The sequence below is a fragment of the Waltera intestinalis genome (assembly GCF_009695995.1).
GTDB lineage: Bacteria > Bacillota > Clostridia > Lachnospirales > Lachnospiraceae > Acetatifactor > Acetatifactor intestinalis.
Map to the genome: position 1 here is coordinate 18,333 of NZ_VUMU01000016.1, position 15,359 is coordinate 33,691.

The following is a 15,359-nucleotide window of genomic DNA, read 5'->3' on the forward strand; positions in this document are numbered from 1 at the left end:
AGAACTACCTCATTTCTTCCTGTTTCTGAAGCAGCTTCTCTGCAAAGCTGGCATTATCCACTCCATAAGTACCGTTCTGGATCCTTGCTTTAATGGGAGCCGTTAACTCTTCCCTGATGTCAGGTGCGGCGGCCACTGCTGCCTTAGCGGTCTGGAAATCCTTGCCCTGGCTGCTGATCTGCAGTCTGTCCGTGTGTGTGACTGTCTTAGTCTTCTGTGTTCTGCTTAGCTTCTGAGACTGATACAGCTGCTGTACCTGTGTATACGCTTCAATACGCATATCGACTCCTCCTTCCCGAATGTGATTCGTGTTTCACAATATGTATCGGACTAAATTGCAATTACTTTATAGTTCCCGCAAAAAAATGTAACGATCCCATGTCTGTGACATTCGGATCGTTACCTCAGATTTTTTAATATGCGTTCTCTTTGCAAAGTTCTCTGTCCACCTGTTGTACGCGGTAAATCTTATCATCTACCGTCACAGAGACCACAGTATCATCATGAGCATACAGTCCCTCTTCCACATAAGAGAATTTTTCCGGGGTCCTGCCCTCCTCCAGGATCCGGATCAGTGCTTCTACCCTTGGTCCATGTAGCGGATTGCATTCTCCGATACAGGTGATCTCATCCTTCAGTACGCAGTCCATGGATTCAGTGCTGACACCGTCAAAGGACAATATCATGATATCTCCTGCCGCCAGGTCACTGCCCACAGTTCTGCCCGCTGCGCGGATGGCTTCCATGGCTCCGAAGGCTTCATTATCGTTCTCACAATAGACCACGTTGATATTGTCATATTTTTTCAGAAAAGCCTCCATGACCTCCTTGCCTTTGGCCTGGGTGAATTCTCCAGATACCTGGTCCAACAGATCCCAACCGTATTTTGCCACGCCCTGTTCCAGTCCCCTGGTTCGTCCGATCTGGGCAGAAGCACCGATGTTTCCCTGAATATTTACGATATGAATATCCTGTGGGGCAATTCCCTTGTTAACAGAAAATGCATTCAGCCACTCTGCCATTTTCAGGCCCTCCAATTCAAAATCAGACCCTACAAAGCAGGTAAACAGACTGTCATCCTCCACATCCACCTTCCGGTCCACGATGATCACCGGGATCCCGGCATCCTTCGCCTCTCTGAGCACCGTATCCCAACCGGTCTCCGTCACCGGTGCCAGCACGATATAATCTACCTCCTGCTGGATAAATGTGCGGATAGCCCGGATCTGATTGGCCTGCTTCTGCTGCCCATCCTCAAAGATCAGATCATACCCTGCCTCCTTTGTAAAAGTGCTTTTCATGGACTCCGTGTTGGCACTGCGCCAGTCGGATTCCGCTCCCAGCTGGGAAAAGCCAACAACGATACGATCCATCTGTATCTCTTCCGATGTCACCGTGTCATCCGCAGTACTTCGTCTGCTGCCACATCCGGCCAGTATCATTCCCAGCCCCAGCAACAGACCTATCATCCATCGTCTTCCTGTTCTGCATTTTTTCATATCTGTAATGTCATCCTGTTCTGTCATTCTTCCCACCCGGAAACCACTCTGTCATTCTCTCATTTTCCGGCAGGTTCTTTCTCTGTGTGAAAATACGCCACAGAGTTCTCCAGTTCCCCGGAGATCTGTTTCATTTTATCACAGTTTGCGCCCACTGTCTGTATCTGCGTCAGGATTTCATCAATGTTTGCATTTACCTGCTGGTTGTTGGCTGCATTTTCCTCGCTGATAGCACTGAGACTGCCGATATTGCCCAGAATATCCTCTTTCTGCTGTGACAGATGTCTGGTCTCTCCGGCAATCTTGCGGATCTCTTCCGCAGAATGTCTGATACTTTGCTCTAACTGCTGATACTGCTCTCTGGTTGCAATAATGTAATCCTGTTCCTCCCGGATGATATCCTTTACCACATCCGCCTGTTCCACAGTCTCACCGGATTTCTCCATGATCCCCTGTGCCAGTTCCTTGATCTGTTCGGCCCCGGCGGCACTCTGCTCCGACAGCTTACGGATCTCTTCCGCTACCACTGCAAATCCTCTTCCTGCCTCTCCGGCTCTCGCGGCCTCAATAGAGGCATTCAGACTTAAGAGATTTGTCTGTCCGGAAATGGAGAAGATCAGAGCTACCGCTTCATCGATTTTTTCAATGTAATCGTTGGTCTCATGGATCTTGGACGTAATAGTATCCACGGATTCCACGGAACGGCTGCTACCGGTCATGATCTTTTCCATACCTTCTCCGGCTTTTCTACTGTTGTCCTGCATCTCCTCCGAATCCTTCTGCAGTTGTCCGGCACTGGCACTGATGTCGTTGACCGCCGCACCAATCTCGTCCATGCGGTCACTGATGTTCTGTACATTTTCCGCCATTTCTTCTGCTGCAGCGGACAGCTGATCCACGGCCTGACTGATCTGCTCCGCCTGTTCCATGGTAGCATTGCTTCCCTCTGCGACCTGCCGTACACTGTTTAGAAGTTCTCCGGATACCTCCTGCACACCGCCGATGACCTGCGCCAGATTCCGCTGCATCTGCGAGGTATTCAGTAACAGATTACGGATTTCACGGACGATACTGTGGGATTCTTTTTGGGCACTCAGATCACCTTCTGCCAGGGCATCCACCCTGGCGCCAGTCTCCTTCATCCTGCTCGACAGTGCTCTGCTCAGGAAAAAGCAGATGGCACCAAACAGAAGCACTATCCCCGCTGCGCAGATCAGGAATACAACCTCGATTTCCCACAGAGCATCGGTGATGTCATTTTTCCGTTCCGCCGCAAAAGCTACCGCAGTGATCCGTCCGTCATTCATAATCGGGATATAATAACCATAATAAGCATTTCCATCTATCACTACATTTTTATCATAATAACCCTCCGTCCCACCGCCTGACACGAGGTCCTGATCCATGGGGATTTCACGGATACGATAGTCATTTTCATTTTTAATGGATGTGGTAGCTGGAATGCCATCTGCAAGAATGGCCATCTCCAGGTCTTCTTCCTTCAGGCTGTCCAGGTACTCGTAATAACCGCTGGCATTCATTGCCGTGATCTCATTTTCCTTACAGTATTTTGCCAGATTATCCGCAGTTACATGCAGTGTGGTCTGTACACTGCCTTCCAGATTCGTTCTGGTCAGATGTAAGGATGTGGTGCTGAGGATCACTGTTGCCAGAACTACCGGTGCCAGTGCCAGCAGCATCAGCAGCAGGAACAGGCTGCATCCCTGTTTTTTCGGAGTCTTTTGTTTTTTTACCTTCGTCTTTTTCATAACTTTTACCCCCCCCTTAATATCCAGTGGATTACTTTTACTAGCGGAAAAAGAGTGTGGCTGCACATCAGCCACGCTCTTTTCATTTCGTTCTTCTCCTTCCTCCAGCAGAAGGAAACTACTCTTATTTATTTCTGCAGCATTTTCTTTTTTCTGGCGATCACCACGCTCTGTACCACCAGGAACAGACACAGCATAGCTGCAATGGTGATACCGGTCCACCATGCCTGATCCAGACCTGCACTGGATACGATGTTCTGGATGGTGCTTAAGGACAATACTCCGAAGAAGGTTCCGATGATATTACCAACACCGCCTGTCAACATTGTACCGCCAATGATAGAGGATGCAATGGCATTCATCTCCATGCCTGTCGCATGAGAAGCCGAACCGCTTCCTACATGCAGGAAGTATACATAGCCACCGATGCCTGCCAACAGTCCGCAGAGCAGATGGGACAGGAACTTCGTTCTCTTAACATTGATGCCCAGCATCAGTGCACTCTGGTTGTTGCCGCCCACAGCATAGAAACTGCGGCCCATCTTCGTCCAGCGGAGCATGACAAACATCACTATGACTACCATCAGTGCTACTATCACACCGATTTCCACATAGGCATTTACATAATTTCCCAACTTGTTCACAGATCCCATCCCCGGAACGAACACACGTGTCTCCTTCAGTGCAGTGAAGTTTTCATTCGCCACATTGAAGGGCTTAGTATTTACGATGGTGGTCATGCCTCTGGCAAAGAACATCCCGGCCAGTGTCACGATAAAGGGCTGGATATCCAGGTACGCTACCAGGAAGCCCTGTACGATACCGAAGGCAAGGCCGATAGCAACGGCGATCAGCATAGAAATGAATACATTGCCTCCGCCAAAGTCCAGGTATACCGCACAGCTCATACTGACCAGTGCTACCACGCCACCGACGGAGATATCGATTCCACCAGTGATCATGACTAAGCTCATACCGCAGGAAAGTATGATCAGAGCTGCGTTGGCGTTCAGAATATTGAAAAACGTCTGTGGCTTTAAAAAGCCTTTTCCCTGGAACACGATAGCTCCGATATACATTACAAAAAATACTACAATTGTGATGGTCAGCAGCAGATTGGTATCTGTCATATTTTTTAACTTCTTACCCATTTCAGCCAACCTCCTTTACGGTCTTACTCTGCTTCAGCTTCTTGCCAACAGCGGACAGCCACTCTCTTACCTTTGGCGTGCTTAATACCACCAACAGGATAACTACCACTGCTTTGTAAGCGGGAAGCGCATCCGACTGTACGTCAAATTTGTATAAGGTGGTGGTCAGGAACTGAATAACATAGGCACCCAGGATTGACGCTGCCATGTTGAACTTACCACCGCTTAAGGAGTTGCCGCCCAGTGCTACTGCCAGAATGGCATCCATCTCGATGTCCTTTGCGATCACAGAGTAGTTGATGGAGGACAGACGGCTTACCTTGATCAGTGCCGCTACCGCCACACACAGTCCTAAGATCACGAAGGTCAGGAACTTAATAAATGTGGGATTCAGTCCATTTAATTTTGAGGAATTTTCATTGATACCAACGGACTGGGTGTAAAGCCCCAGTGTCGTGAACTTCAGTACCAGGAAGATCACCAGTACGCACACTGCCGCAATGAAAAACGGTGTGGGAATGGGGATTCCGGGAATAAATCCGCCGAAATAACTGAAGGTCGGATCACTTACAATAGGAAGTTCGTTGTTGTTGATCCATGCAGCGATGGAACGGCCTGCCGTATAGAGGATCAGCGTCGCTACCATGGGCTGGATCTTGAAATACGCTACCAGCACACCGTTAAATGCGCCGAAGAGCATTGCCACCACACAGGCGATCAGAAAAGCTACGATAATGGGAGCCTGTAAGGTATCGGGTCTGGAATTGGTACCGCACAGTACCCGCAGGATCACACTGCCTGCAATAGCGATGGCCGCGCCCACACTGATATCCTGTCCGCCGGATGCGGCAGTGACCAGTGTCATGCCGATAGCCAGGATCGCCAGTTCGGAACCGTAGTCTAAGATTGTCATCAGATATCCGGACAATACCGGATCTCCTGCGCTGTTATATCCCAGTGTGATCTTGAAAAAGCTGGGATCCGCGATCAGATTGAATACTGCCAGAATGATCAGGGCTGCAATGGGAATGAAGATCTGCTGCCGGAACAATCCGCTGAGGAAATTTTTATTCTGTTTTTCCACTGTTTTTTCCTTACTCATGTTTACTCTCACCTCCGGCAATCGTACTCATAATCTTGGTCTGGGTCAGATCCTCCCCGGACAGCTCTCCTACCACCCTGCGGTCTCTCATGACTACCAGCCGGGAACAGGTACGGAGCATCTCGTCGGTCTCAGAAGAAATGAAGGTCACGCTCATGCCTTCACCTGCCAGCTTCAGTACCAGCTTCTGGATATCCACCTTGGTGCCGACATCGATACCTCTCGTAGGCTCATCCAGGATCAGATATTCCGGATGGGTCAGAAGCCACCTGGCTAGAATTACCTTCTGCTGATTACCACCGGACAGTGACTTGATGGGAGTCTCGGCGGATGCAGTCTTAATATCCAACAGTTTGATGTATTCGTCTGCAAATTTATTAGCTTCCGCCCGGGAGATCGGTCGGAAGAATCCACGAAGCACCTGTAGTGCCAGGATAATATTCTCTCTTACGGACAAGTCACCTACGATACCGTCCCGCTTACGATCCTCCGGCAGATAACCAATGCCATGACGCATAGCATCCAGAGGCTTAGTGATCTTCACCTGTCTGCCATTCTTTTTCACTGTACCGCCAATGATACGGTCGGCACCGAAAATAGCACGGACACATTCGCTTCGGCCGGATCCCAGCAATCCGGTAAATCCGTTGACCTCACCCTTTTTGATATAGAAATCAAAAGGCTTGATCCCGGCGTCACTGCACAGATCCTTGGTCTCGAATAGCGGCTCTGTGCTTTCCGCTTTCTGATCTGCTTTCTGTTCACCCTTGATGTCGGACAAGTCATCCAGCTCCTTGCCGAGCATCTTGGATACCAGCTGTACTCTGGGCAAGTCCTTGATGGCATATTCGCCTACCAGTCCGCCATCCCGCAGGACAGTGATCTTGTCACACACTTCATATACCTGATCCAGGAAATGAGTTACGAAGATAATACCCACGCCTCTGGCCTTCAGATCACGCATCAGACCGAAAAGCTTTTCTACTTCCTGCTCATCCAGAGAGGAGGTCGGCTCATCCAGGATCAGTACTTTACAATCCATATCTACAGCTCTGGCGATGGCCACCATCTGCTGTACAGCGATAGAGCAGCTTGCCAGCTGTTGGGACGCTTTCGCAGGGATATCCAGATTCTGTAAAATCTTATCTGCGTCCTCATTCATTTTCTTCCAGTTCTGATAGATCTTGTTAGAACGTCCTATGTACATATTCTCTGCCACGGACAGATTCGGACAGAGTGTGATCTCCTGATATACAGTACTGATGCCCAGCTTCTGTGCCTCCTGCGGAGAGTGAATGGACACGGCCTTGTCTTTGCCGTCGATGAAGATCTGTCCTTCATCCTTGCTATAGACACCTGTCAGCACCTTGATCAGGGTTGACTTTCCGGCACCGTTTTCTCCCATCAATGCATGGATCTCACCTTTGTTCAGATAGAAATCCACGCCCTTCAGAGCTCGTACACCGGGAAAGCTTTTGTGAATATTTTTCATTTCCAATACTTTGTTATTGTCCAAAAGTTTCACCCCTTAATCTTCTTTGATCTTTGATAAAAGAAGCGCGGAGCTAGCATGCGCCGCGCTTCTGGTCATTTACGTCAGACTAGATACCGTAGTTGTCTACATCTTCCTGAGTAATGGTAGTCGCATCGAAGCCCTTCTCATCCATGATGACGGTCTTCTCGGAGATGGTCTCACCGTTCTCCAGCTTTTTGATGATCTCATCAATATAGGAAGCCTGGAAAGGATTGCACTGTCCATCGTAGTTCCAGTTGCCTGCCTTCAGCTCTTCCAGAGCCCACTTGTTGCAGTCAAAGCCCATAACGATAACGTCTTTGCCTACGCCGTGGGAGATATTAGCCTTATCCAGAGCTGCTACCGCACCCTTAGCCATATCATCGTTCTCAGCGTAGATTACGTTGAAAGGAGTGCCTGCATCGATCACGGACTGTACGATCTGCTGTGCTTTCTCTGCGTTCCACTCAGCGGTCTGCTGTGTTACGAGATTGAAGCCGTCGTTTGCTGCCGCGTCATCCAGGGCACCGGTACGTCCCTGCTGTGCTGCAGAACCCATAACACCCTGTAAATGAATGATGTTATATTCACTTAAGTTCTGGCTCTTTAACCAGTCAACTGCGGTCTGGCCTTCCTTTGCCATATCGGATACGATGGATGCCTCATACAGACTCTCATCTGCATCAATGGTACGGTCGAAGAGGATAACTCTGATGCCTGCATCCTGTGCGTCCTTCAATACGGAATCCCAGCCGGCAGTATCTGCTGCGGACAGAAGCAGGTAGTCAACGCCATCCTGGATGAACTTCTGTGCTGCGGTGATCTGCTCGTCGTTCTTTAAGCTATATGCGAAAGATGCTTCGTAGCCGTTTGCCTCAGTGAAAGTTTCCTTCATATCCTTATCATTTGCGGTACGATAACCGGACTCGTTAGGGTCATTGTTGATGATACCGACCTTGATCAGATCTCCGGATGCATCCGCGCTTGTAGTTCCGGCGCTTGCGGTGTCCGCAACTGCACTTCCGGTGTCTGCACTTCCGGTGGCTGCGTTGCTGCCCGCATCAGAGGAGCCGCATGCTACCAGACTAAATACCATGGTTGCTGCCATTACTGCTGCTAAAATTTTCTTTTTCATTGTATAACCTCCCAATTTTTTGTTGTTCAAAGAACTATTTCTTTGATGATCCTATTTTATCGTGAAAAAAAGCAAAAAACCATAAAGATACCTCTCGGAAAAGTTGGAATTTTTATGACAAAAAAGGACTACCCTCGTAAACGGTTGAATATTTTACGATGATGGTTTATTTTTCTCACAAAGTATATTCCGGCAGCCGTACCGTCACGCAGGTTCCCTCGCCATAGGTACTGGTAATGGTGATCCCATATTTTTCCCCGAAGTTCAAACGGATCCGTTCATTTACATTATAAAGTCCGTAGATTTCCGTCTCACAGGCATTTTGATTGCGGATGCCCTCCCGTACCTGTCCCAAGCGTTCCGGTGTCATGCCCCTGCCATTGTCGGTGATCCGCAGGATACAGTCACTGTCCTCCATTTCCCCATCAATGCGGATCATACCCTTTCCCCGTTTGTTCTTAATGCCGTGGTACAACGCATTTTCCACCAGCGGCTGCAATGTGATCTTGGGTATCCGGCTGGAGTACAGTTCTTCCGGCACGCAGATTTCATATTGGAGAATATCCTGATAGCGCATCTGCTGGATTTCCAGATAGCTGCGCACATGCTGAAGCTCTTCCCTGACATCCAGAATATCCTGTCCCTGATTTAATGAAATGCGGAAGAAATCGGACAGACTGCCTACCATACTCACAACCTTTTTCTGTTCACCGGCCTCCGCCAGCCATACGATGGCATCCAGCGTATTATATAGAAAATGAGGATTGATCTGGGACTGCAGCAGTTCAAATTCCGCCTTGCGCAGGCGCACCTGCTCGGTCTTCACCTGCTCCAGCAGTTCATTGATCTTGTCGATCATGGTATTCATAGAATCGCTGAGCACCCGGGCCTCCAATCCGCCGGTCACATCCGATCGTACCGTCAGATCCCCTTTCGCCACCTGATCTGTCACCTGGGTCAGTCGTCTGATAGGTCTTGTAATACTCAGTGGAATATAATAGGATAAAAATAAACACAACATCAGGATCAATGCAAAAGCAATCACAGAAAACCGGATCATATTCACAAAAAAGTCCTGATACTGCTGTCTGCTCTCCTGGATCCCACGGATCTCATAATAGATGTATCGTGACATCGTGTCTCCTACCAGAGATGTCACGATCTGTACATCATTTTCCCAGATTTCTATATTATCTTCGTAACGGTTACCCTCACGGATATTGTCCTCGATCCTTCCAATATAGGTTCCCAGGTTATTCAGATATTTCTTTACGCTGGTCAGGCGCTTGCGATTCTCCTGTGATTCAGTTAATTCCTCCAGTCCTGCCACGATCTCATCTGCTTCCTCCAGCATGGCATGGAGACTGGATTCCTCCAGCGTCTTGTTGCCCACAATGAGGAGATAGGTCTCATAATCAAAATCCTTTTGGAAATCCAGGCTGAACTGACTGGCCATAACAGAGGAATTGACCATGTCCTCATATCTGCGATTGTTATTCCACAGATTATAGAAACAGAAGATCAGAAACAATACAAAAGGCACTAAAAGGCAAAGATAAGAATATCTTATCTTTGCCACGAGCGTAGAATGATCGTAAATTTCTTTTAACCTTTTTCTCATAAGAAGTCCTTTCCGCGATCGTGGCTATTTGATGCCGCCCCGATACTGGGTAGGTGTCATCCCCTGGGTCTTTTTGAACAGATAGGAAAAATAATGAGGGTCCTTGTACCCTACCTCCTGACTGATCAGGCTGCTGCGTTTGCCGGTGCAGCGCAATAATTCCTTTGCTTTGTTCATACGGTAATCCGTCAGATATTTAATGAAACTCGTCCCTGTCTGCTGACTGAAGATCATGCTCAGATGATTCGGTGAGAAATTCACGTGGGATGCCAGCAGATTCAATGACAGCTCCTCTTCTGCATAGTTTTCCTCTATATATTTCATCACCTGCTCCACCACATCGTCATAGCGGCTGCTGGCTGCTCTGTCTCTTGCTTCCAGCGCTTTGTCCAGGATCCGTATAATATACTGTATAGCACTGTCGCTGTCCTGCTGCGTCTTCTCATCCTGGCTCGGAGTCTCCGGATCCTGCGTATCTGTTGACAGGCTTTCCAGGAAATCCGCCACGCAGAAATAGGCATCCATCGTGATGTACTGCCTGAAAATATTGGACTGCAGTGCTTTGTTGCTCAGATCCCGGAAAAATTCTTCTACGAAATAAACGACCTCTTCTCTGTCTCCCTGCTTCAAGAATTCCTGGATCCTGGTCCGATCGATCTGTTTGGGATTGACTTGCTTGATATCAAAGGGCTCTTCTTCCGTTCCCTGTGCCAGATGCCCGCCATCCAGAATGCGGCTGTCCTGCACCAGATACCTGTGAGCAAAAGCATGACTGGCCTGTTCAAAGGAGGCCGGAAGCTCCCGCAGACGGTTCACCGGTCTGCCAATGCCTCCGAAATAGCGGATGTGCTCATACTTTTCCATAATATCTTTGATCTTCTCAATATATTCCTGCTGCTGAAGCTGTAACTGTTCTTCAGATTCCGCCTTTAGCAAAAATGCTTTGCCCTCCAGGTTACGGTCAAATGATACTACCGTTGTTCCGTCCTCCAGTGACCGCAGTTCTTCTTCGATGCGGATCAGGCTGCCGGAGTATTCGTCCTGTGCATGGCGCAGTGACTGCGTCTTAAATAAAATAATATTGTACCACGGTGCCGACAGATCGATGCCGAGTCTCTCCGCTGACTCCAGTAATTCTGCTGCGGTATTATCCCCAACGACCAGACTCTGGAACAGTTTTTTTCGCTCTCTGAGTGTATTTTCCTCCATCTCCTTCAAATAGCGCTCACGGATCTGGGTAGCTCTGCGTTTTTCCTCGATCTTTGCTGAGAGTTCCTCCAGTTCGGCCAGAAGTTCCTCTCCGTTAATCGGCTTGGACAAATACTGCGCCACCCCCAGTTTGATGGCTTCCTTCGCGTATTCAAATTCCTGATAACCGGACAGAATGATGATCTCGATGTCCGGAAGCTCTCTGCGGATCAGTCTGCTGAGCTCCAGCCCGTCCATAAACGGCATCCGGATATCAGTGATCACGATATCCGGACGCAGCCTCTGGATCATGGGATAGGCCAGTTCTCCGTCACCGGCCTCCCCACAGAACTCATAGCCATGAGTCTCCCAGTCGATATTATTTTTGATTCCCTCGCGGATGACGAATTCATCCTCCACCAAAAACACTTTTAACATTTTTACGATACCCTTCTTTTTACTGCGGATAGAAGTTTTTGGGGTTCCTGTCCACTTGAAGTACCCTAGCGGTAGAATACCTCTCCCAGCATCAAGTCTCTCTTCAGATCACGGATCTTTGTATCCTTGTCGATATATACAGCCTCGATACCCATCATAGCTGCCCAGTCACCCATCTGCTCAGCCGTCAGATCATAGGTAAAGGCGGTATGATGCGCACCGCCTGCCAGGATCCAGGCTTCCGCTCCGGTATACATATCCGGCTCGGGTGTCCAGAAATTGGTGGCTACGGGCAGCTTTGGCATAGGTTTCTCCACTTTCTTACAGTTCACATCATTGATGATCAGGCGGAAACGATTGCCCAGATCGATCAGGGATGTAGCAATGCCGTGTCCCTCCTTGGAAGTAAATACCAGTCTGGCGGGATCCTCTCTGTCTCCCATGGACAGAGGCTGGCATTTGATGCTGATCGGACCGTCCGCAATAGTAGGACAGATTTCCAACATATGAGCTTCCAGAATACCCTCTTTTCCCTTGACCAGATTATAGGTATAGTCCTCCAGCATGGAAGTACCCTTGGCATCCTTCACTCCCCCGGTCATGATCTTCATCAGACGCACCATGGCTGCTACTTTCCAGTCGCCTTCCGCACCGAAGCCGTAGCCTTTCTCCATCAGCCGCTGGATCGCCAGTCCCGGTAGCTGCTTCAGGGCACCCAGATCACCGAAATGGGTCACGATCGCCTGATAGTTTTTCTCCTCCAGGAAGCGTTCAAAACCCAGTTCGATCTGTGCCTGCACCGCTACATGCTTTCTGAACTCTCCGGGATCTCTTCCCTCTAATAAAATATTATACTTCTCATAGTACTCATCTACAAGAGCATTGACATCAGATTCGGAAACTGCATCTACACTCTCTGCGATCTCGTTTACGGGGTAAGCATCTACTTCCCAGCCAAACTTGATCTGTGCCTCTACCTTGTCGCCCTCGGTTACCGCTACATTGCGCATATTATCTGCCACACGCATGACACGGATATGGCTGCTCTCCACCACGCCTACCGCGGTGCGCATCCAGGATGCGAGCTTGCCCTGTACCACCGGGTCTGACCAATGGCCCACCACCACCTTACGCTCCATACGCATACGGCTGACAATGTGGCCGTACTCTCTGTCACCATGTGCAGACTGGTTCTCATTCATGAAGTCCATATCAATGGTATCATAGGGCAGCTCCTCGTTAAACTGCGTATGGAAATGCAGCAACGGTTTGCGATACTCCTGCAATCCCAGGATCCATGATTTCGCCGGAGAAAAGGTATGCATCCAGGTGATCACGCCGGCGCAGTTTTCATCCAGATTGGCTTCATTGAAAGTGCGGCGGATCAGCTCGTTGGTGATCAGGGTCGGCTTCCATACAACCTCGTAGGGCAACACACCGGAAGCATTCAGGGCATCCACGATTTTGTGGGAATGCTCCGCCACCTTCGCAAGGCACTCGTCTCCATACAAGTCCTGCGAGCCTGTACAAAACCAGAATTGATAGTTTTTCGTCTGTAACATAAGTAATACCTCCTCTGAAAAATACGATTTCGATATTTCCATTTTACAACTTGTATGCTTCTACTAACAAGTTGTATATTTGGAGGTGAATATACCGCAGCAGGAGTTTCCCACCACGAGCTCCGGCTGGATGAGGATTTTACTCTGCTCCGGCTGCAAGGTCTCCCCTCTCAGCAGAGACAGCAGCAACTGTGCGGCCATCTCTCCCAACTTCTCCTGGGGATGCACGATGGTCGTGAGGTGAAAACCATCTCCCATGGCCATGCATGAGTTGTCATAGCCGGTGACAGAAATATCCTCCGGAACACGGATCCCGCGGGAGGCCAGTGCCGGAATGATCTGCATAGCGATCTGATCGTTATAGCATACGACGGCATCCAGTGAAATCCCCTTTGCCAGTAGTCGCAGAATTCCTTCCCGGGGATGTACCTTTCTATCCTCCGTATGGAACCATATCACCTTATCGGGATCGTAGAGCATACCCGCTTCCTGTAATGCCTGCACATAGCCGCGATGGCGGTTCTGCCCCTGGATGTCATCCGCCTTGAAGATTCCGGCAATACTACGGTGCCCATTGTCTAACAGATACTTTGTGATCATATATCCGCCCCTGCAGTCATCCATCAGCACCTGTGGTCTGTCCTCCATCCGGTCGAAGCAGCCCTGTATGAACACGTAAGGGATTCCATAGCTTTCGAGCTGTTCATATAAATGCAGATGCCTGCAGCTGATCTGGCTTTTACTGGGTTCGATGATGACTCCGTCGATGTCCTTCTGCAACAGCTCTTCGAGACATCTGGCTTCCTGGCTTCTGGAATTGTGGGTATTTTTCAGCAGAATACTATAGCCTTCTGCCGTGAGGACATCATCAATCCCCTGAATGACCCTCGGAAAAATATAATCCGACAGATAAGTGGTCACTACAGCTATATTGTGGGATTTATGTCTGGGACGTAACCGCTCCGATACAAAGGTTCCTTTTCCATGCATTGCATAAATATATCCTTCCTGTTCCAGGATCGCCAGTGCTTTCCGGACAGTCTGACGGCTCACCTGATAAGCAGCCGCCAGTTGGTTCTCAGAAGGCACACGATCCCCCGCCCGCAGTTCTCCCCGGTGGATCTGCTCCTCCAGGTCATGATGCATTTTATAGTATTTCAGCTGTTTTTCTTCCATTGATGAAAGCCCTTCTCTTTCTCTATCTGGATTTTACCTATCCAAATCTTGTTTCCAGACAACACTGTTCCTATATTTCTCATCATTTTTCACTTTCCGGCATGATCAGCTTTCTGAGTTCTTCCGCACCGCTGACAAAATCACTGGTTATGGTATCATTATGAATGACATGATCGCAGATTTTCCGGTTGCGTTTTTCCGCATCAATGGACAGGATCCGCAAGGTCTTCTCCTCGGTGTCGTAGTCAGATTCTATGATGTCGGCAATCAGCTTTTCCTTGTCGCGCGCCACGTATATAATGTGCGTGGGAAAAGACCTCTTCATGGCGATAGCGCCGCACATATCCACCGGGATCACAGCAAACTTCCCCTGATCCAGCAGCTCACGGATATCTTCTTTTCTCGTTCCGTAACGTACTCCCGCATAAGCTGTTTTTTCAAAAAAATCCATCCGGTCGAAGGCTTCTTCTGAAACATACCGGTGTCCGTGACGTTCCGGTTCCGTGCAATAATTCACCGGTCGCACAAACAACTGCTCCGCGCTGATATTCTCTGTCGTATTTCCACCTTTGCTGCCGCACAGAGCTTCTGTGATCTCACGTTTACCGGAGCCGGAAGGTCCCACCAGTGCAAGTACCGCCGGAGCGGTGATCTTCTCCGGCTTTGAAGTGGAGGCTTTCATGATCTGACGCACCAGCGACACGAATTCCGCCATGGTATTCACAGACAGGAGCCCTGTCATTTTGGCATTCCATGGCTTCCGCATCAACACCGGATACTCTGCCTTGCTGTCCAAAATATTGTGAATGGCATCATCCAGTACAATATCAAAATGTACGCGGTCTTTCGCACTTCCCAATATAATATTCTCCGGTGGAAGCTCCGGGAACTGCGTCATGATCTGCTCTGCCCGCACTCCCATAAAATGCGGCGATACCGCCGTAATAAAAAAAACATCCGCAATCTGCATCAGCCGGCGGATCCCACGCTTTGTCTCCTCCGTGGGAATCTGCCGGCTGTACAGCTCGGGATCATTATAAAATTCTTTGATCACCGAAGTTCTTCCCTCATTGGCCCAGGAAGTGATCTCTTCCAGGCGGTAAGGCTTCTCCGGATGATATTTTTCATTTGCCATACGGATGGCTATGCTGTTAAACGGGGCGGTGACATCGTCCCAGTCAATACCGATACTAGGTCTAAGCATA

At 49.1% G+C, this 15,359-nt stretch carries 12 protein-coding genes; all 12 read right to left on the minus strand.

Translation table 11 applies throughout. The features are described from left to right. Positions 1 to 4: 4 nt before the first annotated feature. Positions 5 to 280, minus strand: a complete 276-nt coding sequence (flgM, locus tag FYJ59_RS11560; protein ID WP_154497417.1) for a flagellar biosynthesis anti-sigma factor FlgM — start codon at positions 278 to 280, stop codon at positions 5 to 7. A gap of 133 nt (positions 281 to 413) precedes the next feature. After that, positions 414 to 1,526 (minus strand): ABC transporter substrate-binding protein, encoded by a 1,113-nt coding sequence (locus FYJ59_RS11565; protein ID WP_235898029.1) that lies wholly within the window; start codon positions 1,524 to 1,526, stop codon positions 414 to 416. Between the two features lie 32 nt (positions 1,527 to 1,558). Further along, positions 1,559 to 3,268, minus strand: coding sequence for a methyl-accepting chemotaxis protein (locus FYJ59_RS11570; RefSeq protein WP_205839533.1), 1,710 nt, complete (start codon positions 3,266 to 3,268; stop codon positions 1,559 to 1,561). Positions 3,269 to 3,396: 128 nt separating this feature from the next. Next, entirely contained in the window at positions 3,397 to 4,419 is a 1,023-nt protein-coding gene (locus FYJ59_RS11575) for an ABC transporter permease (RefSeq protein ID WP_154497421.1), read from the minus strand. A gap of 1 nt (position 4,420) precedes the next feature. Beyond that, a complete protein-coding gene (locus tag FYJ59_RS11580; RefSeq protein WP_022152728.1) occupies positions 4,421 to 5,521 on the minus strand; it encodes an ABC transporter permease in 1,101 nt (366 codons plus the stop codon). After that, on the minus strand, positions 5,514 to 7,013 hold the full coding sequence (locus FYJ59_RS11585; RefSeq protein ID WP_154497599.1) for a sugar ABC transporter ATP-binding protein: 1,500 nt from the start codon (positions 7,011 to 7,013) through the stop codon (positions 5,514 to 5,516). Before FYJ59_RS11585 ends, FYJ59_RS11580 begins: the two co-directional genes overlap by 8 nt. Positions 7,014 to 7,122: 109 nt before the next feature. Next, complete coding sequence (locus FYJ59_RS11590) at positions 7,123 to 8,169, minus strand: ABC transporter substrate-binding protein (protein WP_154497423.1); 1,047 nt, start codon at positions 8,167 to 8,169, stop codon at positions 7,123 to 7,125. A gap of 175 nt (positions 8,170 to 8,344) precedes the next feature. Continuing rightward, positions 8,345 to 9,790 carry a sensor histidine kinase gene (locus FYJ59_RS11595; protein WP_154497425.1) on the minus strand — a complete coding sequence of 482 codons (1,446 nt, stop codon included), beginning with the start codon at positions 9,788 to 9,790 and terminating at the stop codon, positions 8,345 to 8,347. A gap of 24 nt (positions 9,791 to 9,814) precedes the next feature. Beyond that, complete coding sequence (locus tag FYJ59_RS11600) at positions 9,815 to 11,416, minus strand: response regulator (RefSeq protein WP_154497427.1); 1,602 nt, start codon at positions 11,414 to 11,416, stop codon at positions 9,815 to 9,817. 65 nt (positions 11,417 to 11,481) lie between these two features. Beyond that, entirely contained in the window at positions 11,482 to 12,978 is a 1,497-nt protein-coding gene (gene araA, locus FYJ59_RS11605; protein ID WP_154497429.1) for an L-arabinose isomerase, read from the minus strand. A gap of 63 nt (positions 12,979 to 13,041) precedes the next feature. Continuing rightward, positions 13,042 to 14,154: a GntR family transcriptional regulator gene (locus FYJ59_RS11610; protein ID WP_154497431.1), complete on the minus strand. Its 1,113-nt coding sequence runs from the start codon at positions 14,152 to 14,154 to the stop codon at positions 13,042 to 13,044. A gap of 82 nt (positions 14,155 to 14,236) precedes the next feature. Beyond that, positions 14,237 to 15,358: a 5' nucleotidase, NT5C type gene (locus tag FYJ59_RS11615; RefSeq protein WP_154497433.1), complete on the minus strand. Its 1,122-nt coding sequence runs from the start codon at positions 15,356 to 15,358 to the stop codon at positions 14,237 to 14,239. Between the last annotated feature and the right edge of the window lies 1 nt (position 15,359).

What these genes read in the sequence shown, in the direction of transcription:
- flgM (WP_154497417.1), bottom strand. Translation starts at nt 280, where the DNA reads ATGCGTATTGAAGCGTATACACAGGTACAGCAGCTGTATCAGTCTCAG.
- FYJ59_RS11565 (WP_235898029.1), bottom strand. Translation starts at nt 1,526, where the DNA reads ATGACAGAACAGGATGACATTACAGATATGAAAAAATGCAGAACAGGA.
- FYJ59_RS11570 (WP_205839533.1), bottom strand. Translation starts at nt 3,268, where the DNA reads ATGAAAAAGACGAAGGTAAAAAAACAAAAGACTCCGAAAAAACAGGGA.
- FYJ59_RS11575 (WP_154497421.1), bottom strand. Translation starts at nt 4,419, where the DNA reads ATGGGTAAGAAGTTAAAAAATATGACAGATACCAATCTGCTGCTGACC.
- FYJ59_RS11580 (WP_022152728.1), bottom strand. Translation starts at nt 5,521, where the DNA reads ATGAGTAAGGAAAAAACAGTGGAAAAACAGAATAAAAATTTCCTCAGC.
- FYJ59_RS11585 (WP_154497599.1), bottom strand. Translation starts at nt 7,013, where the DNA reads ATGAAAAATATTCACAAAAGCTTTCCCGGTGTACGAGCTCTGAAGGGC.
- FYJ59_RS11590 (WP_154497423.1), bottom strand. Translation starts at nt 8,169, where the DNA reads ATGAAAAAGAAAATTTTAGCAGCAGTAATGGCAGCAACCATGGTATTT.
- FYJ59_RS11595 (WP_154497425.1), bottom strand. Translation starts at nt 9,790, where the DNA reads ATGAGAAAAAGGTTAAAAGAAATTTACGATCATTCTACGCTCGTGGCA.
- FYJ59_RS11600 (WP_154497427.1), bottom strand. Translation starts at nt 11,416, where the DNA reads ATGTTAAAAGTGTTTTTGGTGGAGGATGAATTCGTCATCCGCGAGGGA.
- araA (WP_154497429.1), bottom strand. Translation starts at nt 12,978, where the DNA reads ATGTTACAGACGAAAAACTATCAATTCTGGTTTTGTACAGGCTCGCAG.
- FYJ59_RS11610 (WP_154497431.1), bottom strand. Translation starts at nt 14,154, where the DNA reads ATGGAAGAAAAACAGCTGAAATACTATAAAATGCATCATGACCTGGAG.
- FYJ59_RS11615 (WP_154497433.1), bottom strand. Translation starts at nt 15,358, where the DNA reads ATGCTTAGACCTAGTATCGGTATTGACTGGGACGATGTCACCGCCCCG.